At 65.5% G+C, this 23,125-nt stretch carries 20 protein-coding genes; 16 read left to right on the forward strand and 4 right to left on the reverse strand.

Going from position 1 to position 23,125, the window contains the following annotated elements; all coding sequences use genetic code 11:
- Positions 1-37: 37 nt before the first annotated feature.
- The 4 genes from OX460_RS03795 to OX460_RS03810 all read left to right on the forward strand — a co-directional run bounded on the left by OX460_RS03795 (position 38) and on the right by OX460_RS03810 (position 6,126).
- A complete protein-coding gene (locus OX460_RS03795; protein WP_289897703.1) occupies positions 38-397 on the forward strand; it encodes a hypothetical protein in 360 nt (119 codons plus the stop codon).
- Positions 394-1,050: a hypothetical protein gene (locus OX460_RS03800; RefSeq protein ID WP_289897704.1), complete on the forward strand. Its 657-nt coding sequence runs from the start codon at positions 394-396 to the stop codon at positions 1,048-1,050. The genes OX460_RS03795 and OX460_RS03800 overlap by 4 nt, the downstream gene beginning before the upstream one ends.
- Positions 1,051-1,409: 359 nt before the next feature.
- A complete protein-coding gene (locus OX460_RS03805; RefSeq protein ID WP_289897705.1) occupies positions 1,410-5,117 on the forward strand; it encodes a PAS domain S-box protein in 3,708 nt (1,235 codons plus the stop codon).
- 13 nt (positions 5,118-5,130) lie between these two features.
- Positions 5,131-6,126: an HD domain-containing phosphohydrolase gene (locus OX460_RS03810; protein WP_289897706.1), complete on the forward strand. Its 996-nt coding sequence runs from the start codon at positions 5,131-5,133 to the stop codon at positions 6,124-6,126.
- A gap of 10 nt (positions 6,127-6,136) precedes the next feature.
- On the opposite strand, the gene OX460_RS03815 is transcribed toward OX460_RS03810, so the two are convergent.
- Genes OX460_RS03815 through OX460_RS03830 form a run of 4 tightly spaced genes read right to left on the reverse strand, consistent with a single transcriptional unit; the run spans position 6,137 to position 10,293 of the window.
- On the reverse strand, positions 6,137-6,817 hold the full coding sequence (locus OX460_RS03815; protein WP_289897707.1) for an RES family NAD+ phosphorylase: 681 nt from the start codon (positions 6,815-6,817) through the stop codon (positions 6,137-6,139).
- Positions 6,818-6,823: 6 nt separating this feature from the next.
- Positions 6,824-7,597, reverse strand: coding sequence for a hypothetical protein (locus tag OX460_RS03820; protein WP_289897708.1), 774 nt, complete (start codon positions 7,595-7,597; stop codon positions 6,824-6,826).
- A gap of 37 nt (positions 7,598-7,634) precedes the next feature.
- Positions 7,635-9,509, reverse strand: a complete 1,875-nt coding sequence (locus tag OX460_RS03825) for an alpha/beta hydrolase (protein ID WP_289897709.1) — start codon at positions 9,507-9,509, stop codon at positions 7,635-7,637.
- Positions 9,510-9,522: 13 nt separating this feature from the next.
- Positions 9,523-10,293: a DUF481 domain-containing protein gene (locus OX460_RS03830; protein ID WP_289897710.1), complete on the reverse strand. Its 771-nt coding sequence runs from the start codon at positions 10,291-10,293 to the stop codon at positions 9,523-9,525.
- 245 nt (positions 10,294-10,538) lie between these two features.
- Here OX460_RS03830 and OX460_RS03835 point away from each other — a divergent pair, with 245 nt between their 5' ends.
- From OX460_RS03835 to hmgA, 12 genes are all read left to right on the forward strand, one after another.
- On the forward strand, positions 10,539-10,928 hold the full coding sequence (locus OX460_RS03835) for a hypothetical protein (RefSeq protein WP_289897711.1): 390 nt from the start codon (positions 10,539-10,541) through the stop codon (positions 10,926-10,928).
- A gap of 105 nt (positions 10,929-11,033) precedes the next feature.
- Positions 11,034-11,720, forward strand: a complete 687-nt coding sequence (locus OX460_RS03840; protein ID WP_034785794.1) for a winged helix-turn-helix domain-containing protein — start codon at positions 11,034-11,036, stop codon at positions 11,718-11,720.
- Positions 11,713-13,065, forward strand: a complete 1,353-nt coding sequence (locus tag OX460_RS03845) for a HAMP domain-containing sensor histidine kinase (protein ID WP_289897712.1) — start codon at positions 11,713-11,715, stop codon at positions 13,063-13,065. Before OX460_RS03840 ends, OX460_RS03845 begins: the two co-directional genes overlap by 8 nt.
- A gap of 166 nt (positions 13,066-13,231) precedes the next feature.
- Entirely contained in the window at positions 13,232-14,134 is a 903-nt protein-coding gene (locus tag OX460_RS03850; protein WP_289897713.1) for a DUF535 family protein, read from the forward strand.
- 112 nt (positions 14,135-14,246) lie between these two features.
- Positions 14,247-15,221: a porphobilinogen synthase gene (gene hemB, locus OX460_RS03855; protein ID WP_099667779.1), complete on the forward strand. Its 975-nt coding sequence runs from the start codon at positions 14,247-14,249 to the stop codon at positions 15,219-15,221.
- Between the two features lie 66 nt (positions 15,222-15,287).
- On the forward strand, positions 15,288-16,631 hold the full coding sequence (locus OX460_RS03860; protein WP_289897714.1) for an MBL fold metallo-hydrolase: 1,344 nt from the start codon (positions 15,288-15,290) through the stop codon (positions 16,629-16,631).
- Between the two features lie 66 nt (positions 16,632-16,697).
- On the forward strand, positions 16,698-17,207 hold the full coding sequence (gene msrA, locus OX460_RS03865; RefSeq protein ID WP_289897715.1) for a peptide-methionine (S)-S-oxide reductase MsrA: 510 nt from the start codon (positions 16,698-16,700) through the stop codon (positions 17,205-17,207).
- 10 nt (positions 17,208-17,217) lie between these two features.
- Positions 17,218-18,033, forward strand: coding sequence for a helix-turn-helix transcriptional regulator (locus OX460_RS03870; protein ID WP_289897716.1), 816 nt, complete (start codon positions 17,218-17,220; stop codon positions 18,031-18,033).
- A gap of 175 nt (positions 18,034-18,208) precedes the next feature.
- Positions 18,209-19,552 carry an MFS transporter gene (locus OX460_RS03875; RefSeq protein WP_289897717.1) on the forward strand — a complete coding sequence of 448 codons (1,344 nt, stop codon included), beginning with the start codon at positions 18,209-18,211 and terminating at the stop codon, positions 19,550-19,552.
- 16 nt (positions 19,553-19,568) lie between these two features.
- Positions 19,569-21,248, forward strand: a complete 1,680-nt coding sequence (locus OX460_RS03880) for an FAD-dependent oxidoreductase (RefSeq protein ID WP_289897718.1) — start codon at positions 19,569-19,571, stop codon at positions 21,246-21,248.
- Between the two features lie 12 nt (positions 21,249-21,260).
- A complete protein-coding gene (locus OX460_RS03885) occupies positions 21,261-21,446 on the forward strand; it encodes a DUF2783 domain-containing protein (protein ID WP_092708909.1) in 186 nt (61 codons plus the stop codon).
- The gene (gene hmgA / locus OX460_RS03890; protein WP_289897719.1) at positions 21,443-22,747 is read left to right on the forward strand and encodes a homogentisate 1,2-dioxygenase; all 1,305 of its coding nucleotides are present in this window, start codon (positions 21,443-21,445) and stop codon (positions 22,745-22,747) included. The genes OX460_RS03885 and hmgA overlap by 4 nt, the downstream gene beginning before the upstream one ends.
- Positions 22,748-23,125: the final 378 nt, after the last annotated feature.

Raw genomic sequence — 23,125 nt, forward strand, 5'->3', positions numbered from 1 at the left:
GCCGCCGTCTTTATCTTTCCACTTTGCCATGACCGCCATGCCTCTCCTCACGCCCCTGAAAAGCGCTTTCCAGCAATCGCGCGCCGAGAATAACATCGAGCTGATCCTGCCCGAATTGCTGGCCGCGCAATTGCACGTCGTCATCGGCGGGCAAAGCGAGCAGATCGACCTGTTCCTCGTGCCGTCGCCGAATCCCGAGCGCCGCTGCGTGACGGTGGCGGAAGATCCCGCCTTCCTGGCCGGCATCAATTTCCCCAAGATTCCCGTCACGGGCGCGCAGCTGCTCGCCTCGATTCCCCCCGAGATCGAAATCGTCCTGCTGCATGGCGATGGCGCCAATTACCTGACGCGCGAGCAACTGGCGTGGTTCCGCGGCATGCTGGCGCAGAACGCTTGAGCGGCAGTCCCGCCAGGCCTTGCAAGCCGGCGCGCGCCGAATGGATACGCTTTGCGCCGGCCGACGATGTCAGCTGCCATGCGGCGATGATGGCCAATATGCGTCCCGTGCTGTGGCGCAGCGTGCTGCTGGGCGGTTGCGTCCTGATCCTTGCCTTCATCGTGCAAGCCGTCTGGCGCGACGTGCCGTATGCGGGCGAGGCGGTGCTGCTGGGCCTGCCGGCGCTGACCGCCTGGATCGTCGGCGTGCTTTTTCTGCCGGGCCCCGATCTGTCTTTTCATGTCGAGATCAATGATGCGGGCGTGTTGCTGCGCCGGCTGGCGCGGGGCTTGCCCGGCCATGACAAGGTGCTGCAACTGGCGCCGCAGCAGATGCGCGCGCTGGAGGTGGTCACTTATGCGGGCGCGGTGGATGTCTACCGCGGCGGACCGCCGATGGCGCGCGTGGAGCTGCTGCTGCACACGACCCTCGACGATTGCCCGCTGATCCGCGTGGTGGGCATGGATCTGCCCGTGCCGCAGCGCTGGTCGTTGCGGCAGATCAAGGACGAGCTGGGCCGCCGCTGTACACTGGCCGGTATCCCTGTGAGCGAGCGCGCCGGTGCGACCTATCAGGCCTCTTCCGCCATACGCGCGCTGTGGCCGCCAGCCTGAACGGGCGAGTGCTGTCGCATCGCGACCTCAGAATATTGTGTTTCTTGCTATAGTATTGCTGAAGTCCTATGAATATGTTCGCAAAGCAACTATACTCATGGCTCTTTAAAAAATCATCGTCACGCTGGCGGCCAGCCATCCGCGCCAGAGTTCGTACGCATTCCGCTTTTTCACTCTGTAAAAAGCACCTTTCCCCCGCGCGGCAGGCGCGGGCGTGATGACCGAGCCTTGCCCTGGTCGACTGCTACCGTTGTCATTTCCGCTGTGTTGCCGCTTTAGTAAAAAGCGTGGCGCCGGCGCGCGCGGTGCGCCGTCATGTTTTGCGACGTCACGTTTCACTCACCTTATGCCACGACAGTATGTTTAGTTCCATCTTTGCCGTATCGACCGATACCATGCAGTACATCTACGGCACGCACAACGCCTGGCTGGTGCTGTTTTCCATCGGCATCGCCATCTTTGCCTCGTTCATGGCCTTGCAGATCGCCGGCATGGCGCGCAGCAGCGAGCGCGGCTTCCAGCGCCAGACGGCCATCATCACGGGTGCCATTGCGCTCGGCGGCGGCATCTGGTCGATGCACTTCATCGGCATGCTGGCTTTCGACATCTGCACGCGCGTCTCCTTCGACCCCAGCCTGACCTTGCTTTCCATGCTGCCCGGCGTGGCCGCTTCGTGGGTGGCGCTGCACATGCTGGCGCGCCCGAGCATCAACTGGCGCCAGCTGGTGGTGGGCGGCGTGCTCGTCGGCGTGGGCATCGGCTCCATGCATTACAGCGGCATGGCCGCCATGCAGACGTCGCTGACCCTGCATTACCAGCCCTGGCTGTTTGCCCTGTCGCTGGTGGTGGCCGTCGTCATGGCCATGCTGGCGCTGTGGATACGCTTCGGCCTGAGCGCCATGCGTTTGCGCATGAGTCCCCTGGCGTCCTTGCTGGTCAGCAGTGCCGTCATGGGCTTGGCCATTTCCGGCATGCATTACACAGGCATGCTGGCGGCGCGCTTTTCCGGCACCCCCACGGCAGGCGACAACACGATCACGGTGCAAGCTTCGTTCGTGGCCCTGGCCGTGGCGCTGATCACCGTCACCCTGACGGTGTTTGTCGCCGCCGCGAACGGCTTGCTGCGCTACCGCCAGCTGCTGCGCCATGCCAGCGCCAGCGAATCGCGCCTGCGCGCCATCGTCGATACGGCGGCCGACGGCTTGATTACCATCGATGGCCAGGGCAAGGTGCGCTCCTTCAATCCCGCCGCGGAAAGCCTGTTCGGCTGGCGCGAAGCGGAGATCGTGGGGCGCGACGCCAGCGTGCTGCTGCAGCCGTCCGAAGCGGCCGAGTACGAGGGTTATCTGCGCGACTACCTGGAAACGGGCGCCTCGCGCATCCTCGACAGCGGACGCGAACTCGATGGCTGCCACAAGGATGGCGCCGTGCTGCCCATGCGCGTGGCGATCGGCAAGATCGACACGCCGGGCCAGCCCCTGTTCGTGGCGTTTGTCACGGACATGCGCTCGTCGCGCAGCATGGAGCAGGCGCTCAAGGACAGCGAGCGCCAGTACCGCACCCTGATCCGCAATATCCCCGGCGTGTCCTTCCACTGCAGCTTCGCGCCCGAATGGAAGATGATCTTCATCAGCGACGCCGTCTTCAACCTGACGGGCTGGATGCCGCAGGATTTCGTCGAGGGCCGCGTCAGGCTGTTCGACCTCGTGCACCCGGACGACCGCCAGCGCGTCAACGACACCTGCGTGCAGGCGGCCGGCGAAAAGCGCGACTTCGAGAACGTCTACCGCCTGATCCACCGCGACGGGCGCGAGCGCTGGGTGCGCGAAAGCAGCGGCCCCGTGCTCGACAACGACGGCGTGGTGCGCTGGATCGACGGCGTCATCCTCGACATCACGGAAAGCGAATTGCGCAACGCCGAGTATGAAGGCAAGGTGACGGCCATCTCGCGCGCGACGGCCGTCGCGGAATTCGACCTGCAGGGGCGCATCCTGGCGGCCAACGAGAACTTCCTCGACCTGATCGGCTACCGGTCCGACGACGTGCTGGGCTTGCACCACAGCATCTTCTGCGAGCCCGGCTATGTGACCTCGCCCGACTACATCGCGTTCTGGCAGCACCTGGCGCAGGGTGAATTCAATACGGGCGAGTACAAGCGCATCGGCAAGGATGGCCGGGAAGTGTGGATACAGGCGTCGTACAACCCGATCTTCAATACGGACGGCAAGCCGTTCAAGGTGGTCAAGCTGGCCACCGACGTGAGCGAACGGCGCGCCATGCAGGAAAACCTGCGCGCGGCAAAAGACCGCGCCGAGCTGGCCGCCGAATCGAAGACCAGCTTCCTGGCCAACATGAGCCATGAAATCCGCACGCCGATGAACGCCATCATCGGCTTTACGGAAGTGCTGCTGGGGACGGCCCTGGACAGCCTGCAGCGCCGCCACTTGGGCACGGTGCGCCAGTCGGCCCGTTCCCTGCTTGAACTGCTCAACGACATCCTCGACACGGCCAAGCTGGAAAAAGGCGCCACCGAGCTGGAACTGGTGGACTTTTCGCTGCCCGACCTGGTCGACCACGTGGCCGCGTCGCTGCGCATCACGGCCCATGCGCGCGACCTGGTGCTGCATGTCGACATCGACCCGGGCATGGGCCAGTTCTTCCTGGGCGACGCGCGCCGGGTGCAGCAGGTGCTGACGAATTTGATCGGCAACGCCGTCAAGTTCACGGAAGTGGGCCATGTGCGCGTGGCCGTCGGCATGCAGGGCGAGCAGGTGCATATCGCCGTGCACGATACGGGCATCGGCATCCCCGCCGACCGCCTGGACAAGATATTCGCGCCGTTCACGCAGGCCGATTCCTCGATGAGCCGGCGCTTTGGCGGCACGGGCCTGGGCACGACGATTTCGCTGCAGCTGGTCGAGCTGATGAAAGGCACCATCACGGTGGAAAGCACCCTGGGCGTGGGCAGCGTGTTCCACGTGCTGCTGCCGCTGGCGCCGGGCAAGGCCGTGGCGCGCCGCAGCGAGCAGCCCGTGGTGGCCTTGCCGCCGCTGCGCATCCTGGCGGCCGACGACGTGCCGCAGAACGTGGAGCTGCTCCTGATCAGCCTGGGCGCGGCCGGCCACCAGGTGATCGCCGCCAGCGATGGCGAGAGCGCCGTGCGCGAATTCGGCAAGGGCAGCTTCGACATCGTCCTGATGGACGTGCAGATGCCGCGCATGGATGGCCTGGAAGCGACGCGCCTGATCCGCGTGCACGAGCGCGAGCAGGGCCTGAAGGCGACGCCCATCATCGCCCTGACGGCCAGCGTGCTGGAACAGGACCGGCGCGCCGCGCAGACGGCCGGCATGAACGGTTTCGCCTCGAAGCCGCTGGAAATGCACAAGCTGACGGCGGAAATCGCCCGCCTGCTCGATATCGCCGTGGCCATGCCGCCGCCGGCGGCCGGTGCGGCGGCGCGTGCCGCTGCCGGCCAGGTGGACTGGCAGCGCGGCATCGCCCTGTGGGGCGGCCGCGAAGCCCTGCAGCGGGCCATCGCGCGCTTCGTGCAGGCCAATGGCGACTGCGCCGCCATGCTGGCGGCGGAACTGGAACGCGGCGGCAGCAGCGTGGCCGGCCACCTGTTGCACCGTATCAAGGGCGCGGCGGGCAATCTGTGCCTGGTGCAGGTCGAAAGTCTGCTGGGGCGCATCGAACAAGCGATTGCGCGCCAGTTGCCGGTGACCGAATTGCTGGTGCAGCTGGCGGCCGCCTTCATGGCGCTGGCCGGCGAGCTGGAAGAGGCGGGCATGCCGGCCGTGGCCATGCAGGCGCCGGCCGCCAGCGCGCCCCTCGATGCAGCCGCCGCTGGCGCCTTGCTGCGGCAAGCTATCGCCAGCCTGGAAGGCGGGCAGCTGGACGACGCCTTGATGGCGCAGATCGCCGCCATGCTGGCGCCGCACGGCCAGCAGCCGCGCCTGCAGGCGCTGGCCAGCGCCATCGACGACTTTGAATTTGCGCGTGCCGCGGGCGTGCTGCGCCAGCTGCTGGCGTGGCTGGAAGCGCCAACGCCTGCCGACCTTTCCTGATATTGGGCTAACGATGACCTTACACGAAGACAAACCGATCCTGCTGCTGGTCGACGATGAAGCGACGAATCTGCAGGTGCTGCGCCAGATTTTGCAGGACGATTACCGGCTGCTGTATGCCAAGGATGGCGAGAAGGCGCTGGAACTGGCGCAGAACAACCCCGTCGAACTGATCCTGCTCGACATCATGATGCCCGCCATGACGGGCTATGAAGTGTGCCGCCAGCTGAAGGCCATGCCGGCCACCGCGTCCATCCCCGTCATTTTTGTGACGGCCCTGTGCGACGTGAAGGACGAGGCGGACGGCTTCGACGCGGGCGCCGTCGACTACATCACGAAACCCGTCAGCCCGCCCATCGTGCGCGCCCGCGTGCGCACGCATCTGTCGCTGGTGGACGCCGAGGAATTGCGCCGCTCGCGCCTGCAGGTGATCCAGACCCTGGGCCAGGCGGCCGAGTACAAGGACAACGAGACGGGCATGCACGTCATCCGCATGAGCTATTACGCGCGCCAGCTGGCGCTGGCGGCCGGCTACAGCGCGGGCAGGGCGGAAGACTTGCTCAACGCGGCGCCCATGCACGACGTGGGCAAGATCGGCATCCCCGACGCCATCCTGCAAAAACCGGGCAAGCTCGATGCGGACGAATGGAAAGTCATGCGCAGCCACGCGGAAATCGGCGCGGCCATCATCGGCGAGCACGCGGGCGGCCTCTTGAAAATGGCGCGCACGATCGCCTTGACGCACCATGAAAAATGGGATGGCAGCGGCTATCCGCAAGGCTTGAAGGGCGAGGAAATCCCCCACGAAGGCCGCATCGTCGCCATCGCCGACGTCTTCGACGCGCTCACCAGCGAACGCCCGTACAAGCGCGCCTGGACGGTCGACGAAGCCATCGCCACCATGCAGCGCGACAGCGGCACGCACTTCGACCCGCAACTGCTGGCGCTGTTCATCGAACAGCTGCCGGCCATGCTGGAAATCAAGGACAAGTGGCGCGAGCCGGCGTAGGGGAGGCAGGTCAGGGCGGATCCACGCGCAGGCGATCGGCAAGCAGGCGTGCACAGGCCGCGGTGTCGCCGAATCGCACGTGTTGGCACGCCATGTCGCTGCCCAGCTTGCTCATGTGGCGCGATGAAATGGCATACGCAAGTTTGCCGGGCTGGCGGCGCGATGGATACATGAAACCGTGAATCGCGCCGGCTTCCTGCGCAATGATCCGATCCAGCTGCCAGCCCAGCCATTGGCACCAGCCGTGATCGGGGCTGCGCAATTGGTCATAGATGCCCAGCCGGCTGGCGGCCAGGCCCGTCAGGTCGAGCAGCCGCAGTGGCACGCTGAATGACAGCGTCGCGATCAGCGCTTGTTGCGCATTGTGCTCGATGTAAAAGGTGCCCGGGCGCGTGGCATCATTACGGCAAAGCTGGGCTTCCCAGGCTGCCGTGTAGGCATCGTCCGCGATATACACCCAGTGATAGGGGAAGCCGTGCGCATTGGCCAGCTCGGCCGGCGGACCGAAGCGGTAGGTCCGTTCAACCTTCGCCGGCCAGATGGATGCCGTGTTCCACGCCGCGCGCACGAGAGCCTGGCCGGCCTGAAGGATGATGATATTGCTCAATAATTCAGTGCGCAGCGATGCCAATGCCGGCAGGCGTGCGGCCATGTCTGGCGGAACTGGTGTTTCTTGCAGTTCAGGCGTCATGCGGGACTAGCCTATGATGTCAGCCATGCCCCTATGCTGCCACTTTGCCGATGCCATGACCTTGCGTAATCTCTCGCTGGCCGGCAGATCCAGCAGCGCCTGCTGGCTGGGATGCACTGCGGGCCGCGTTTCAAACGATTTGCCTGCGAGCATCTCTGCTGGCGAAAGTTCGTTGAGTTCGTCTGCGCTGCTGATCCAGAAGGCATGGATTTCACTGCTCGGCTGGCCGGCCAGGATGGCCAGCACGGGCGCGATCAATTCCGGCACGGGCTGTACAAATTGCCATGCCGGAAACTCCTTGCCGATACTGCGTCCCTTGGGCGTCACGCAATAAAACCGCAGGCTTTCCACGGCGCGATACAGCGACGCTTGCGACAGTTCCACCCATCCCTGGCCAATGACTTCTGAAACCTTGAGTTTTGATGCAGGAAGTCGCAGCAGGATCGATGGCGGCGTGGCGACCAGCGAGGCGCGCGCCGCATGGAGTGCGCGCGTGGCCAGGTCGATCAGGCGCTCGCGCTCGGGACCGTGCGCCAGCATGTCGAGTTGCGCACCCACCAACTGCGAGAATTGTTCCACTGCCCGCAAGTCCCTATCTGTCCATTCCTGTAGGTCGGGCGCCAGGGTGCTGTGAGTCAGATGTGCTGTCATGTTCACTCCTCGGATAAATGCGGCTGACATCTCACTCACAAGATTATCATGTTTCGCAACTTTATCAAGCGAGCAGCGCACTTTTCCCGCATCAGGCAGCTGGATATGCGGCCGCGCGGTCATGGTCATTGCTTTCTTGCATCTGGATTGGCGCCGTGGCGATGCCTTATGGCAAGCTGTCCGGCAGCCGCAAAATCCGCCGTATCTCCAGGATCGCCTGCGGGCTTTCCTGCACACTGTGCCACGACGGGATGACTTTTTCGGACAACGCGCCGTCGAGGTGGGCGCTGGCGTAGGGCACCACGCCGTCGCTTGATTCGGCCAGCGGCAGGTCCGGCGTGTCGTTGCCCATGATGGAGTAGTAGCGCACTTTCGGGCTGATGGGCAGGTCGGCCACCAGGCGCACGAACGGGTCCTTGTCGCTGAGGTTATCGATGCTGTTGGGGATGCGCAGAGGCTCGCTGCTGCCCGTGTCGAGCTGCGCCAGGCTGCCGGCCGCGTCGGACAACTGGTCGAGCATGGTGATGGGCAAGGTGACGAGGTTGGCGATCCAGCGCGCCACCTTGTGGTTGGCGAACGAGGTGCCGCGGTGCGGCGCGGCGATGAAGATGGCGCGGTTCACCTGCGGCATGGCCGTGAAATTCAGGTAGGGCGCCAGGCCCGCGCGCACTTTTTCCGCCTTCTTGCCCTTCAAATTGTATTCTTCCGTGATGGCGTCGAGCAGGGTGTTGCTGGCGTCGGACACCATCAGGCGCGCCAGCACGCCGCCCATGCTGTGGCCGATCAAGACCATGTCGTTGGCGGCGTCCGCCTTGCCAGCCGGGTCGAACTGCGCCAGGGTGGCGGCAAGCGCCTGGCGGATGGCGGCGTTGTTGGCCGCCAGCGGTGCATTGCTCGGGTAGTACACTTGCCAGATCTGGTAGCGGCGGCGCAGCTGTTCGTCGCCCATCAGTTCATTTGCCACGTTGATCCACGCTTCCGGGCTGCTGGCCAGGCCGTGCAGCATGACGATGGTGCGCTTGTTCGGGTCGTAGGGCTGCATCAGGTGCACCTGCGGGCGCGAAATGCCGTCGGCGCGGCCGAACAGGGTGCGCAGCGCCTGCACGCCGAAGCCGGAACGGGCCAGCCACAAGCCATAGCCGGCCGTGAAATTGGCCGCCACCGGCAGTTCCTGGCCCGCCATGCGCGTCGATTCGCTGCGCGTCGGGTCGACCAGCATCACCAGCAGCTGCTGCGTCGCCAGCACTTCCTGCAGGCTGTTGCCGTCGAAGCGGATCAGCGCCGTGACGACGGGGAAGCGGGTTTCCTGGTAGGGCACATAGTCGCCTTTCGACGCCTGGGGCTTGGGCATGACGGCCACCAGGTCGGCGCCGAAGCCGTCGCGCCGGTACACATTGCGCAGGCCGGAAAACGACAGCGAGGTGGCCGGCAGCAGCTCTTCGGGCAAGGTGCCGTCTTCGGGCAGGCGCAGGGCCGACAATTCGCTGTCGATCTGCCAGCCGGCGACGCGGATCACATGGCCGTCGGGACGGTATTCGCCGCGGTGGCGGAACAGGTTGCCGACGGCCTTTTGCACGGCGTAGTTGTAGTAGTCGCGGATCTGCGTCTGGCGTTCCTCGAAGGCGCGCTGGCCCGGTGTGCGCGTCGTGTAGAACAGGTAGGCATACGCATAGCGGGCCGATTCGAGCCAGGCGGCCAGCCGTTCGGCGCTGGCGTGGCCGCCCTGTTTTTCTTCCGCCAGCGCGCTTTCCAGCCACAATTCGGACAGGGTGGCCAGGCGCTGCTCGTCGCTGAGCAGCTCGGAGCGGGCCAGGTCGGCGCGGCAGCTGCCCGTATTGACTTCGCAGGCGGCGATGTCGCTGCCGATGATGCGCAGCACCTCGCTGGCTGCGGCGCTCAATTTCCCCGTGGTGAGGATGTCGCCGCGCCGCTGCTGCAGGTAGTCGGCCGGCGAGATCGCGCTGACGGTGACGGCGGCGCAGCCGCTCAGGAGCGCCGCGGCGCACAGGAGGGCGCATACGCGCAGACGCCGCATCAGCATGGCCGGTCGGCGCCTAGAACGAGTAGACCAGGGTCAGCGACGTTTGCGTATCCGTGTTCTTCTTGTCGTCCGGTACGCGCGTGTCGTTGCGGGCGCTGAAGGCGGCCTTCATCTGCATGGTGCCGTTGATTTTCGTGCTGAGCGCCGTCTCGGCGATCGAGTGGGTGTTCGAGGTGCCCCGTTCCACGCTGATCGTCTGCGTAAACATGGCCGACTGGCTGATCTTCCACTTCATGGCGGCCGCGCCGCGCACCGTCAGGCCGTGTTCCGATTCGCCCGCGTCGTTGGTGCCGCTGAAATAGCCGGGACCGATTTCCACGTCGACGCTTTTGTCGCTCGACTGGTACCAGCGCGAGCCATGACCGACGGCCAGGGTCGAGTACTTGGTGTAGGCGCCGAACTTGTCGTTCACGTGCGAGGCCAGCACGAACAGTTTTTCATGGTCGGCCATCAGCTTGTAGGCGGCCTTGGCGGAGGCGGAAAAGCGTTCCGCCGAGCGTTCGCGCACTTTCTCGCCGTCGTCGTTCGTCGTTTCGTCTTCCTTGAAGTAGCCGCTGAAGATGTACTGGTTGCTCCAGTCGTCGAGCTCCTGGCGCGCGTCGATCTTGCCCGTGACGGAGGTGCCGACCGTGTTGCCCGAGGTGGTGATGGCGCCCAGTTCGGCGGAAGTGCTCCAGCTGCCGATGGGGATTTCATCGAACAGCATGCTTTGCTTGGTGTCGGCGGCGGCGGCGCTGCCGCAGGTGATGGCCAGCGCCAGTGCGAGAGAGTGGGTCGGTTTCATGGCTGTATTTGTCTGTGGCGCGCGCCGGGCGTGCCTGCTGTTCGTTAATGGCAGTGGTGGCTATGCAGGCCGCGGCAAGCCGGGAGGCGCCGATAAACCTGCGCACATGCGCGCGCGGGCGCGGCCAAAAAATGTCGAGGCTGTATTGTACCCGACCCTGCCATCGTTCGCCGCACGCGGCGGCGCGCATGAATGCTGCTATATTATGAGAAATATTGCAAACTTGGCATGCATGGATGATGACGATGAAAATGGCACGCAAGCTTGTTACTCTGATATGGCTGTGCGGTGCGGCGCCGGCGGGCGCGCAGGCGCCCGAAGCGGCGCCGGTACAGGGTCCTGGGCCGGCACCGCAACTGACGCAAACGATGATACGCGATGCCGTGCGCGCCGTGCTGGAGGAAGAGGCGCAGGTGCGCGACTCTTTGCCGCAGCCGGCCATGCAGCAGGTGACGATACGCGCCGACAGAAAATATGAGCAGTTTGCCGCCGCCTTTGCCGAAGCGAAGGTACCCGACTGCCTGCACGCCGATGGCTTGAAGCGCGAGCCTACCGGCATCGGCCCGCTCGCCATCGGCGGCGTGTATGCCTTGCCCTTCGTGGCAATCGCCAAGCTGCGCGGGAAATGTAGCTAGCGGGGACGCCGCCCGGTGGCGCGGCCGCGCGGCGGGGCTGGCAAGTGGCGCGCGCCTGGCGTATGCTGCGCATGTTTGCTGTCCCGCTCTTTACAAGGAATTCCCGTGCGCTGCCTGGTCATCGAAGACGAAGCTGAAACTTCCCGCTATATCTGTGCCGGCCTTCGCGAGGCTGGCCACGACGTCACCGCCTGCGACAATGGCATCGACGGCATGCGCCTGGCCTGCGGCGAAGACTGGGATGCGCTGGTGCTCGACCGCCTGCTGCCCGGCGAGATCGACGGCCTGGCCATCGTCGCGCGCCTGCGCGGCATGGGCCGCAACACGCCCGTGCTGGTGCTGTCGGCCCTGTCCAGCGTCGACGAGCGCGTGCGCGGCTTGCGCAGCGGCGGCGACGATTATTTGTCAAAACCGTTCGCCATCGCCGAACTGCTGGCGCGCATCGAGGCGCTGCTGCGGCGCGCCGCGCCCGTGCCCGAATCGACGCAGCTGCAGGTGGCCGACCTGGTGCTCGACATGCGCACCATGCGCGTGACGCGCGCCAACCGGCAAATCGCCCTGCAGCCGCGCGAATTCCGCCTGCTCGAATACCTGATGCGCCACCAGGGCCAGTCCGTCACGCGCGCCATGCTGCTCGAAGCCGTGTGGGACTACCATTTCGACCCGCAGACCAACGTCATCGACGTGCAGGTGAGCCGCTTGCGCACCAAGGTGGACAAGGAATTTTCGCCACCGCTGATCCACACGGTGCGCGGCGTCGGCTACACCCTGGGCGTGATCGACAGTGCGTAACTGGCACCGCTCGATCGCGGCCCGCCTGGCGCTCGGCTATGGCGTGCTGGTGGTCGTCTCGATCAGCATCGTCTGCGCCGTGTTCTATTTCGGCACCATCGGCGTGCTCGATCGCAGCGTGGACCGCAAGCTGACCCTGCTCTCGGAGCGCCTCGCCGCCCTGTACCAGCAGGACGACGCCAGCCGCACGACGGCGGAAATCGCCCATTTGCTGACCGACCGCACCGACAGCGACACGGAAATCTTCCTGCTGGTGGGCGCCGACGGCCGCCGCGTGGCGGGCAATCTGTCGTCCTGGCCCGACGTGGGCAGCCCCGTGGGCCGCTTGCTGCACCGCGACGTCACGCGCGAAGGGCGCCGGGTGCCCGCGCGCATGCTGATCCGCGACCTGGAGGGCGGCGCGCGCCTGTTCGTCGGGCGCGACATGGAAGAGGGCAAGTCGATCCGCACCCTGGTGCTGCGCTCCCTGGCCTATGGCGGCGGGGTGGCCATCCTGCTGGTGGTGGCGGGCGCCTGGCTGTTCCGCCGCCAGCTCGAGGCGCGCATCGGCCAGATCCGCCGCACGGCAGGGGAAATCGAGGCGGGCGACCTGAGTCGGCGCATTCCCGTCTCCAGCGAGGATGAATTCGGCTTGCTGAGCCGCGACATCAACCGCATGCTCGACCGCATCGAACATTTGATGGAAGGCGTGCGCCACGTGTCGAACGCCATCGCGCACGACTTGCGCACGCCGCTGGCGCGCATCCGCAACAAGCTCGATGGCGCCTTGCGCCAGCATCAGGACGTGGCCGGCTACGAGAGCGCGGCGCAGGCGGCCATCGACGACATCGACGACCTGACGCGCGTGTTCGACAAGCTGCTGCAGATCGCGGCGGCCGAATCGGGCATGCGCCCGGAGAATTTCGACGACATCGACTTGCAGCAGATCGGCGCCGATATCGTGGAAATGTACGAAGCCACGGCCGACGAGCAGGGCGTGCTGCTGGTGCAGATGTATGGCGAAGGCGTGCCAGCGCGCGGCGACCGCAATCTGCTGGGCAGCGCCCTGGCCAGCCTGGTCGACAACGCCATCAAGTACGCGGGCCCGGGCGCCACGGTGGAAGTGTCGGCCGGCAGCGATGAACGGGGCAGCTGGCTGGCGGTGCGCGACAACGGCCCCGGCGTGCCGACGGAAGAATTGCCGAAGCTGACGCAGCGCTTCTACCGGCTCGACAAGAGCCGCCACTTGCCCGGCAATGGCCTGGGCCTGTCCATCGTGGCGGCCATCGCGGCCCTGCACGGCGGCAGCCTGGATATCGAGGATGCGGCGCCGGGCCTGCGCCTGCGCTTGCGGCTGCTGCGCTAGGCTGCCAGTGCCCGTGGCATATCCGCACATTACCAACTTGTAACCCCCTTCATTTTCGCCTCCCCCTATCATCCGCTTTACCCCGCGTAGAGCGGCTGCGTGCGCGCAGCGGCCCGTGCCGGGCTGCCTGCGGCCGTCGCCGCGTCCCGTTCAGTAGAGCCGTTTCATGCATACATTTACCGCCACCGGCGACAACGCCGCGCCGCCACCGGCGCCACTGCGCCAGCATGGCCACCGGATCAAGGCGGCGCTGGGCGCGCTCGTCTTCCCCCTGCAGCGCGCGCGCTGGCAAGCGGTCATCGCCGCGACGCCGGGCCTGGCGGCGCTGGCGCAAGCCCATCCCAGCCTGCGCTACAAGATCTATCGTCCCTACGCCAGCCGCCAGCTGGGCTGCGCGGCGAGGGTGGATCTGCTGTGCGGGCATTACCGTTTTCTGTGGCAGGCTGGCGCGCGGCCGCTGGTGGAGTACGCGGCGCGGCGCGCGCTGGTGCTGGCCAGCATCGAAGGCAAGGATGGCGCCAGCTACCGCTTGCAGCTGACGGCCATCCATGACAGCCATCGAGAAGGGGAGCTGTGCCTGCGCCTGACGCGCGACGGCGTGCCGCTGTACCTGGCCAGTTTCCTGTTCCGGCCCCAGCCTGGCGGCGCCGTCATCCAGCTGGGCGCCTTGCAGGGCTTGCGCTCGCCCGCCGGCGCGCAGGCGGTGAAGGAGGCCACGCGGGCGCTGCACGGCTGCCGGCCGAAAAACCTGATGGTGGCCGCCTTGCGCGACCTGGGCGACTTTTTCGGCTGCGGCCACCTGGACCTGGTCAGCAACGCCAACCGCATCGCGCTGAACTGGCGCCGCCGCCGGCATATCTCCTGCGATTACGACCTGGCGTGGCGGGAACTGCATGCGCTGCCCACCAGCGACGGCAATTACCGCCTGCCTTGCGGCCCTTGCCGGATGCCGGACCTGGAGCTGGTGCCGTCGAAAAAGCGCGCGGACGCGCGCCGCCGCGGCGCCATGCTGGTGCAGCTGGCGGCCGACATGCGCTGGCAAGTGGCGGCCCTGCTGCACGCGCAATGACGGCGCAGGGCGGGGTTTCTTGACCTGCGCGGCTTTTTTGCCGGGCAGCCCGGCGCAATCGGCGCGATCGGCGTATACTGAGCGGCGTTGTTAACCTGAAGCCAGTCATCCCATGCCAGCACAATTCCCCACTTCGCGCATGCGCCGCCTGCGCGCGACCCCGCAACTGCGCGAGCTGTTCCGCGAAACCGAGATCAATCCGCGCGACCTGGTCCTGCCGATCTTCGTCGACGAAGGCAGCAGCGAATTTATCGACATCAAGTCCATGCCCGGCGTGCGCCGCATTCCTGAAGCGAAGCTGGCGCAGGAAGTCGAGCGCTATGCGCGCGCCGGTCTGCGCTCCGTCATGACCTTCGGCATTTCGCACCACAAGGACAGCCACGGCACGGACACCCTGAACCCGGACGGCCTGGTGGCGCGCATGTCGCGCATCATCAAGGACGCCGTGCCGGAAATGGTGGTCATGTCCGACACCTGCTTCTGCGAATACACGGACCACGGCCATTGCGGCATCCTGCATGGCGACACGGTCGACAATGACAGTACGGTGCTCAACCTGGGCAAGCAGGCCGTCATCGCGGCCCAGGCGGGTGCCGACATCATCGCCCCGTCGGCGGCCATGGATGGCCAGGTGGCGGCGATCCGCGGCGCGCTCGACGCGGCCGGTTTCCACGACACGCCCGTGATGGCGTATTCCACCAAGTTCGCCTCCGGCCTGTACGGCCCGTTCCGCGACGCGGCCGGCAGCACCCTGAAGGGCGACCGCAAGACCTACCAGATGGACCCGATGAACCGCCGCGAAGCGGTGCGCGAATCGCTGATCGACGAAGCCGAAGGCGCCGACGCGCTGATGGTGAAACCGGCCGGCGCCTACCTGGACATCATCCGCGACCTGCGCGAAGTGACGCGTTTGCCGATCGGCGCCTACCAGGTCAGCGGCGAGTACGCGATGATCAAGTTCGCCGCGCAGGCGGGCGCCATCGACGAGCGCCGCGTGGTGCAGGAAACCCTGGGCGCCATCAAGCGCGCGGGCGCGGACATGATCTTTACGTACTTCGCGATGGATGTGCTGAATAATCCGTACTAAGTAAACACGGGGCAGGGCGGCCGCCTTTTCAGCTATCATGGCGCGCTGCCCAACCTGAATTTGCTTATGCCCCTGAAAATCTCCCGCATCCTGCACGCCGGCTATGTCTTCGAGTGCGAAGGCACGGCCATCGCCTTCGATCCCATCGTCGAAAACCCGTTCAGCCGCAACTGCCACGCGTTTCCGCCCGTGCGTTTCGACCTGGACGCCGTGCGCCGGCTGCGCTGGGATGCCGTCTTCATCTCGCACTTCCACGACGACCACTGCTCGCTCGACAGCCTCGATGCGCTCGACCGCGCCACGCCCATCTACCTGTACTGCGTCTTCGACGAACTGTTCGCGATGCTGCGCGCGCTCGGTTTCACGCGGGTGGAGAAGCTGCACGTGGACGTGCCCGTGCAGGTGGGCAGCATCGAGGTGATCCCGCGCCGCGCGCTGGACGACGATGTCGACTCGCTGTTCCAGGTGCGCGCAGCGGGCTTGAATGTGCTCAACGTCGTCGATTCCTGGATCGGCCCCGAGACATTGGCGCAGCTGGCCGCGTTTGCGCCCTGGGACATGGTGCTGTGGCCGTTCCAGACCATGCGCGAGATCGCCGTCATCGCACCGTCGCAAGCGGCGCGGGGCCCGGTGGAACTTCCCGACGACTGGGTGCCGCAGCTGCGCGCGCTGGCGCCCCGTTACCTCGTGCCCAGCTCTTGCCAGTTCGTGCAGGAAGACTGGTCCTGGTACAACCATGCGATGTTCCCGATTACTTACCGCCGCTTTGCCGATGAAATGGGCGCCGCGCTGCCCGAGACGCACATCTTCCGCCTCGATCCATCGACGGCCGTGCTGCTCGATGCACACGGCATGGCGCCGGCCGCGCCGCTGCCCTGGGTCATTCCCGTGGGGCCGCAGGACGTGGATTTCGACTACCGCCCGGAGGCGCTCGCGCCCGCCACGGCGGACATCGCCCGCCGTTTCGCGCCCTTGAACGATGCCGACACGGCGCTGGTGCTGGATTTCTGTCATCGCGGCTTGCTCGAACGCTACCGCGACATGGAGCTGCCCGAGGACAGTTATTTCCAGGCCCCGCGCGTGTGGCGCCTGGCGCTGTACGGCCATGACGGCGCGGCCACCATCCTGCATTACCGCACGCATGGCGACTTGATCGACCTCGTGCCGGACACGGGCGAGGCGCCGGGCTGGACGACGCAAGTGCCGCTTGTGAAATGCCACGCGGCGCTGGTGCTCGGTGAATCGCTGACGTCGATGTACATGCGCATCAACGATGGTCCTTTCGACGAAGCCACGTGCGCCGAACTGGTGGAAGCCGACATCGTCGACGATCCCTTGATCCGTTGCCTGTTCAACGACGCCATCGGCGCCTATCAGGCGGCGCAGCTCAAGCGCTTGCTGGCCCGCTGAAGAAAATCGCGCGACAGGGTAAGATAAACGATTAATCCCAGTATCTCAGATCAAGGAATGATCAACATGACACAAAACAAGGAAACCGCGATCCTGGCCGGCGGCTGCTTCTGGGGCGTGCAAGACTTGCTGCGCCGCTATCCGGGCGTGATCGCCACGCGCGTGGGCTACAGCGGCGGCGACGTGGCCAACGCCACCTACCGCAACCATGGCACGCATGCGGAAGCGATCGAGATCATTTTCGACCCGCACACCATCAGCTACCGCAAAATCCTGGAATTTTTCTTCCAGATCCACGACCCCAGCACGGAAAACCGCCAGGGTAACGACCGCGGCACCAGCTACCGCTCGGCCATCTTTTATACGAGCGATGAGCAAAAACGGGTGGCCGAGGACACGATCCGCGACGTCGACGCCTCCGGCCTGTGGCCCGGCAAGGTGGTGACGGAAGTGGCGCCGGCCGGCCCGTTCTGGGAAGCGGAACCGGAGCACCAGGATTATCTGCAGCGCTTGCCGCACGGCTACACTTGCCATTACATCCGGCCGGACTGGGTCTTGCCGCAACGCGGGCAGTAAGGAGCCGGGCATGCGTTACTGGCGCGTCGAGCGGCCGCCGGCGGAAGGGCAGCTGGACTTCGGGCGTACCCTGGAGCTGATGGCGGCCATCGGCCATGCCGACGTGAACGCGGTCGCCGGGGCCATCCTGAAGACGGTCAGCACGGTCGCGCCCATTGCCCAGTGCACGATCTTTGCCTATGAATTCGGCAACCGCCCCCGCACCGTTGCCGTGGCCGACCGGCGCGGCGGGCGCTTTTTGCAGGATATCGCCGACAGCTACGCCCGCCATTACTATGCGCTCGATGGCAACCAGCGCGTGATCGCCCCGGTGCCGGGGCGGAAAATCGATCCCGCCATCGTGCTGCACCAGCAGGCCAGCGACGAGATCGACCATCCCGGCTACCGCGCTGTCTGCTACCAGAAACCGAATGTGTCGGACCGCCTGTCCCTGCTGGTGCAGCCGGCCAGCGATATCTGGCTGTCCGTCAATTTCTACCGCGACAGCAGCCAGGGCCAGTTCCAGCCCGGCGAAGTGGCGGGCATCGAAACCCTGTCACCGCTGTTTGCCCATGCCGTCAAGCATCACTACAGCTTGAAGGGCCAGGCCACGCAAAGCGTCGCGCCGCTGATGCTGGCAAGGCTGCGCCAGCATTGCCCCGCCCTGAGCAAGCGCGAACTGGACGTGCTGCGCTGCGTGCTCGAAGGACTCACGGCCGTGGAAATAGCCGAGACCATGGGCGTGCAGCCATCGAGCGTCATCACCTACCAGAAGCGCGCCTATAAACGCCTGGGCATTTCCAGCCAGCGGCAACTGTTTGCGCTGTGCATGGCGCCAGACCCTTAGTCCTTTTGGCGTAGGGCTGGCTTCGCCTTTTTGACTGTTTTAGCCGCGAAACGTCCCCAAAATGGGGACAAGGTTTGCGGCGCGCGTCTGCATACTGTGTTGCAAGCCGGGATCACCCGGCCGCTCTCACCCAATAACAATAGCAAGGGGAGAGCGACACCTTATGGAGACCAGCATGACCATCGCCCACGCGGCCACCCCCGCCACCCCCGTGCCCGTCCTCGACGCGGCCAACCTGCAACTGGAACAGCAAGTGATGCGCAAGGTGTCGCGCCATCTGCTGGGCTTTCTGTTCCTGCTGTTCGTGTTTTCCTTTCTTGACCGTATCAACATCGGCTTCGCCGGCCTGACCATGATGCAAGACCTGGGCCTGTCCGGCACCCAGTTCGGTTTTGCCACCACCCTGTTCTACATCGCCTACATCGCTTGCAGCATCCCCAGCAACATCGTGCTGGCCCGCATCGGCGCCCGTCAATGGATAGGCTCCATGATGATCGCCTGGGGCCTGGCCTCGACGGCGACCCTGTTCGCCAGCGGCCCGGCCAGCCTGTATGCGCTGCGTTTTTTGGTGGGCGTGACGGAGGCGGGCTTCCTGCCCGGCATGCTGCTGTATCTGACCTACTGGTTTCCCAGCGCTTACCGGGCGCGGGCGAATGCCCTGTTCATGATCGCCATGCCCGTCACGGCCGCCATCGGCTCGGCCCTGTCGGGCTTGATCCTGGGGCTCGATGGCCACTGGGGCTTGAAGGGCTGGCAATGGCTGTTCTTGCTCGAAGGCATGCCTTCCGTGCTGCTGGGCCTGGCCGTGTACGGCTACCTGGACGACTCGCCCGCCAAGGCGAACTGGCTGGGCAAGCTGGAACAGCAAGTGCTGGCGCGCATGCTGGCGACCGAGCAGAAGCCTGTTGCGCCGCAGCAAAAAACCTCGGTGCTGGCGGAAATGCTGTCGCCCACCGTGCTGAAATTCGGCATCGCCTATTTCTGCCTGGTCAACACCCTGGCGATGGTGGCCGTGTGGACGCCATTGATCGTGAAAAGTTTCAATAGCAATGCCAGCAACACGCAAATCGGCTTGCTGGCGGCTATCCCGCAAGTGTGCACCGTGATCGGCATGATCGCCTGGGGCCGCCGCTCGGACCGCCTGCAGGAACGCCGCTGGCACATCGTCTGGCCCATGCTGCTGTCGGCCGCCGGCTGGCTCTGCACGGCCTATGCAAGCAATCCCGTGCTGCAACTGCTGGGCGTGTGCATGGCCTCGACGGGCGCTTATACGGCCATGTCCGTCTTCTGGACGACGCCGGACCGGGCCCTGAGCCTGGGCGCGCGCGCCATCGGCATCGCCGTCATCAATGCCACGGGCAATATCGGCTCGGCCCTGAATCCCGTCGTCGTGGGCTGGCTGAAGGATATCACGCACAGCTTTGCCACCGGCTTGCTGTACGCCAGCGTCCTGCTGGTGGCGGGCGCGGCCATCGTGCTGACCCTGCCCATCGCGCGCGGCGGCAAAGACCATACTTGATCGAAGAGGACCCATCATGAGCGACACGTTTCACCCTTATCCCCATGTGCCGAAGGTGTATCCGCCCGGCAAACCGGCCGGCGCCGCCACGCAGCATGTCCCGGTCCTGATCGTCGGCGGCGGCCCCGTGGGCCTGGCCACGGCTCTGGGCCTGGCCCGCCACGGCGTGCGCTCGGTGCTGATCGAGGCGGACGACGGCGTGTGCACGGGCAGCCGCGCCATCTGCATCTCGCGGCGCAGCCTGGAAATCATCGAACGCCTGGGCGCGCTCGACGGTTTTATCAGCAAGGGCTTGCCGTGGGCGGGCGGGCGCAGCTTTTATCGCGACGAGGAAGTGCTGCACTTTACGATGCCGCAAGACGCGAACCAGAAGTTGCCGCCGATGGTTAACCTGGCGCAATACCATATCGAGCAATTCCTGCTCGATGCGGCCGAGCGCCAGCCGGAATTGATCGATATCCGCTGGCAAACGCGGGTGACTGGCGTGGACAAGCGCGCCGGCGGCGCCAGCGTCACCGTGGCCACGCCCGACGAATCCTACAAAATCGAGGCGGACTGGCTGGTGGCGGCCGACGGCGGGCGCAGCGTGGTGCGCGAGGCGCTGGGCCTCAAATTGCAGGGCACCAGCTATGAAGGGCGCTATGTGATCGTCGATATCCACCTGAAGAGCGAGCGCCCGACGGAGCGCCTCGCGTATTTCGACCCGCCGTCGAATCCAGGCTCGACCGTGCTGGTGCACAAGCAGCCCGACGATATCTGGCGCATCGATTACCAGTTGCGCGACGACGAGGATGCGCAGGCGGCCGTGCTGCTGGAAAACGTGGCGCCCCGCGTGGACAGCCTGCTGGCCATGATGGGGGAGACGGCGCCGTGGCATCCCGTGTGGATCACCATCTACAAGGCCAATGCGCTGACCCTGGAAAAATACCGGCATGGCCCCGTGCTGTTCGCGGGCGATGCGGCCCACCTCGTGCCCATCTTCGGCGTGCGCGGAGCCAATTCCGGCATCGACGATGCGGACAACCTGGCCTGGAAGCTGGCCTACGTGGTCAAGGGCCAGGCGCCGCATGCCTTGCTGGACAGCTATTCGGACGAGCGCGTGTTCGCCGCCCGTGAAAACTTGCGTCACGGCACCAAAAGCACGGAATTCATGGCGCCGCCTACTTTCGCTTTTGATTTGATGCGCACGGCCGTGCTGGGGCTGGCGGGCAAGCATGCGCACGTGCGCTCCCTGATCAACCCGCGCCAGACCAGCGCCATCGCGTATGCGCTGTCGGCCCTGAATGCGCCGGACCCCGACACGTTTGCCGCCGGCCCCGCTCCGGGCACGGTCTTGCCGGAATGCCCGCTGGCGCTGGCGTACGACGGCGGGCAAAAAGCGGGGTATATTACCGATTTGCTCAAGCGCGCCGATGGCCATTTCACGGGGCTGTACTTCAGCGAGGACGGGGCCATTCCCGCTGAATTGCTGGTGCTGGGCGAGACCTTGCCGCTGACGAGCGTGGCGATTTCCCGCGGCGTGGCGCAGGAGTGCGCCTGGGACCACACGGCGCAGGTATTCTCGCTGTTCGACGCGCAGCCTGGCACGTTTTACCTCGTGCGCCCGGACGGCCACGTGCTGGGACGCTGGCGGCAAGTGCAGGCGGGGCAGGTGGCGGCAGCGCTGGCGGCGGCCGGCATCGCCCAATCACAGTGACAAGGAGACAATATGACCGATATCGAACTGGATAATTTGTACACGGAGCTGTGCCACACCATGGGCGGCCTGGGCGAACAGCGTTCGCCCCTGTTCCTCGCCCGTTTCGCCTTGCTGGCCATGGGCGCCATCGGCAAGGCCGACGTGGTGCAGGGCTTGCTGCGCGACGCGGCCGACGGCCTGGCAGAGCCGGCATGATAGGCGCTGGCTACCAAAGCGGCTTCGGCAACGAGTTTGCCACGGAAGCCGTGCCCGGCGCCTTGCCGCAGGGGCAGAATTCGCCGCAGCAGGCGCCGCTGGGCCTGTACGCGGAACAATTGTCGGGCACGGCCTTCACGGCGCCGCGCGCGCAGAACCGGCGCTCGTGGTTGTACCGCATCCGCCCCGCCAGCCAGCATCCGCCGTTTACCTTGCTGGAAAACACCCGCATCGTCAGCGACTTCCACGGCATGCCGCCGACGCCGCCGAACCAGTTGCGCTGGGATCCGCTGCCGCTGCCCGACAGCGCCACGGCGGTGGATTTCATCGACGGCTGGCAGACCATGGCCGGCAACGGCAGCGCCGAAACGATGAGCGGCTGCGCCATCCACGTGTATGCGGCCAACCGCTCCATGCAGCGCTTCTTTTACTCGGCCGATGGCGAATTGCTGGTCGTGCCGCAGCAAGGCCGGCTGGCCATTGCCACGGAACTGGGCTTGATCGAGCTGGAACCGCAGGAAATCGCCGTCATCCCCCGCGGCGTGCGTTTCCGCGTGACCCTGCCCGATGGCGCGGCGCGCGGTTATGTGTGCGAAAACTTCGGCACGGCCTTCCGCCTGCCCGACATGGGCCCCATCGGTTCGAACGGCCTGGCCAACAGCCGCGATTTCCTCACGCCGCACGCGGCGTATGAAGACATCGACGGCGCATGCGAACTGCTGGCCAAGTTCGGCGGCCATTTGTGGCGCACGACCCTCGATCATTCGCCGCTGGACGTGGTGGCCTGGCATGGCAATTACGCGCCGTACAAATATGACCTGCGCCGCTTCAACACCATCGGCTCGATCAGCTACGACCACCCCGACCCGTCGATCTTCCTCGTGCTGCAGGCGCCCAGCGAAAATCCCCTGTTCGGCGCCATCGACTTCGCCATCTTCCCACCCCGCTGGCTGGCGGCCGAGCATACCTTCCGGCCGCCGTGGTTCCACCGCAACGTGGCCAGCGAATTCATGGGACTGATCCACGGCGTGTACGATGCCAAGGCGGCCGGTTTCGTGCCGGGCGGCGCCAGCCTGCACAACTGCATGTCCGGCCACGGCCCCGATGCGCAGACCTTCGACAAGGCGTCGCACAGCGACACGTCCGCGCCCGTGAAGGTGGGCGACACCATGGCCTTCATGTTCGAGACGCGCACCATCCTCAAGCCCACGCCATTCGCGCTGGACGGCGGCCTGCTGCAAAACGACTATTTCGTGTGCTGGCAAGGCTTGCGCAAGCATTTCGATCCGGAGCAGGCGTAGACAGCCAATCAAAACCTGCTGCGCATCGTAATTTTTACTGCCTCGGCGGCCCCGTACTCCGTACAGTTGCGCTTCTCGAGCCGACACGGGCGCCGAGTCTTTCTTTCGCTCGTTACGGTTGTGTCAGGCGTTGTTAGTCAAACATTAGTCGCGCAGTCCGCGCCCGCGCCTGTGCGATAAATCTTGCCAAGTTGAAATTATCAATATACCATCCACCTTGCATCGAGCACGCGATTTTTTCTGTACCCGCTAGTCGAAGAAATGAACTGCTGAAAGGGCTGTATGGACCACTTTCCGGAGAACTTCGCCCGTCGTCGTGCCCTTCGAGGCATCGGTGCTCTCGCGGTTGGCACAACCGTCGGCTTGTCAGGCTGTTGC

It is taken from the genome of Janthinobacterium sp. SUN033 (assembly GCF_030397595.1).
Taxonomy (GTDB): domain Bacteria; phylum Pseudomonadota; class Gammaproteobacteria; order Burkholderiales; family Burkholderiaceae_D; genus Janthinobacterium; species Janthinobacterium kumbetense.

What these genes read in the sequence shown, in the direction of transcription:
- OX460_RS03795 (WP_289897703.1), top strand. Translation starts at nt 38, where the DNA reads ATGCCTCTCCTCACGCCCCTGAAAAGCGCTTTCCAGCAATCGCGCGCC.
- OX460_RS03805 (WP_289897705.1), top strand. Translation starts at nt 1,410, where the DNA reads ATGTTTAGTTCCATCTTTGCCGTATCGACCGATACCATGCAGTACATC.
- OX460_RS03810 (WP_289897706.1), top strand. Translation starts at nt 5,131, where the DNA reads ATGACCTTACACGAAGACAAACCGATCCTGCTGCTGGTCGACGATGAA.
- OX460_RS03815 (WP_289897707.1), bottom strand. Translation starts at nt 6,817, where the DNA reads ATGACGCCTGAACTGCAAGAAACACCAGTTCCGCCAGACATGGCCGCA.
- OX460_RS03820 (WP_289897708.1), bottom strand. Translation starts at nt 7,597, where the DNA reads ATGACCATGACCGCGCGGCCGCATATCCAGCTGCCTGATGCGGGAAAA.
- OX460_RS03825 (WP_289897709.1), bottom strand. Translation starts at nt 9,509, where the DNA reads ATGCTGATGCGGCGTCTGCGCGTATGCGCCCTCCTGTGCGCCGCGGCG.
- OX460_RS03830 (WP_289897710.1), bottom strand. Translation starts at nt 10,293, where the DNA reads ATGAAACCGACCCACTCTCTCGCACTGGCGCTGGCCATCACCTGCGGC.
- OX460_RS03835 (WP_289897711.1), top strand. Translation starts at nt 10,539, where the DNA reads ATGAAAATGGCACGCAAGCTTGTTACTCTGATATGGCTGTGCGGTGCG.
- OX460_RS03850 (WP_289897713.1), top strand. Translation starts at nt 13,232, where the DNA reads ATGCATACATTTACCGCCACCGGCGACAACGCCGCGCCGCCACCGGCG.
- hemB (WP_099667779.1), top strand. Translation starts at nt 14,247, where the DNA reads ATGCCAGCACAATTCCCCACTTCGCGCATGCGCCGCCTGCGCGCGACC.
- OX460_RS03860 (WP_289897714.1), top strand. Translation starts at nt 15,288, where the DNA reads ATGCCCCTGAAAATCTCCCGCATCCTGCACGCCGGCTATGTCTTCGAG.
- msrA (WP_289897715.1), top strand. Translation starts at nt 16,698, where the DNA reads ATGACACAAAACAAGGAAACCGCGATCCTGGCCGGCGGCTGCTTCTGG.
- OX460_RS03870 (WP_289897716.1), top strand. Translation starts at nt 17,218, where the DNA reads ATGCGTTACTGGCGCGTCGAGCGGCCGCCGGCGGAAGGGCAGCTGGAC.
- OX460_RS03875 (WP_289897717.1), top strand. Translation starts at nt 18,209, where the DNA reads ATGACCATCGCCCACGCGGCCACCCCCGCCACCCCCGTGCCCGTCCTC.
- OX460_RS03880 (WP_289897718.1), top strand. Translation starts at nt 19,569, where the DNA reads ATGAGCGACACGTTTCACCCTTATCCCCATGTGCCGAAGGTGTATCCG.
- OX460_RS03885 (WP_092708909.1), top strand. Translation starts at nt 21,261, where the DNA reads ATGACCGATATCGAACTGGATAATTTGTACACGGAGCTGTGCCACACC.
- hmgA (WP_289897719.1), top strand. Translation starts at nt 21,443, where the DNA reads ATGATAGGCGCTGGCTACCAAAGCGGCTTCGGCAACGAGTTTGCCACG.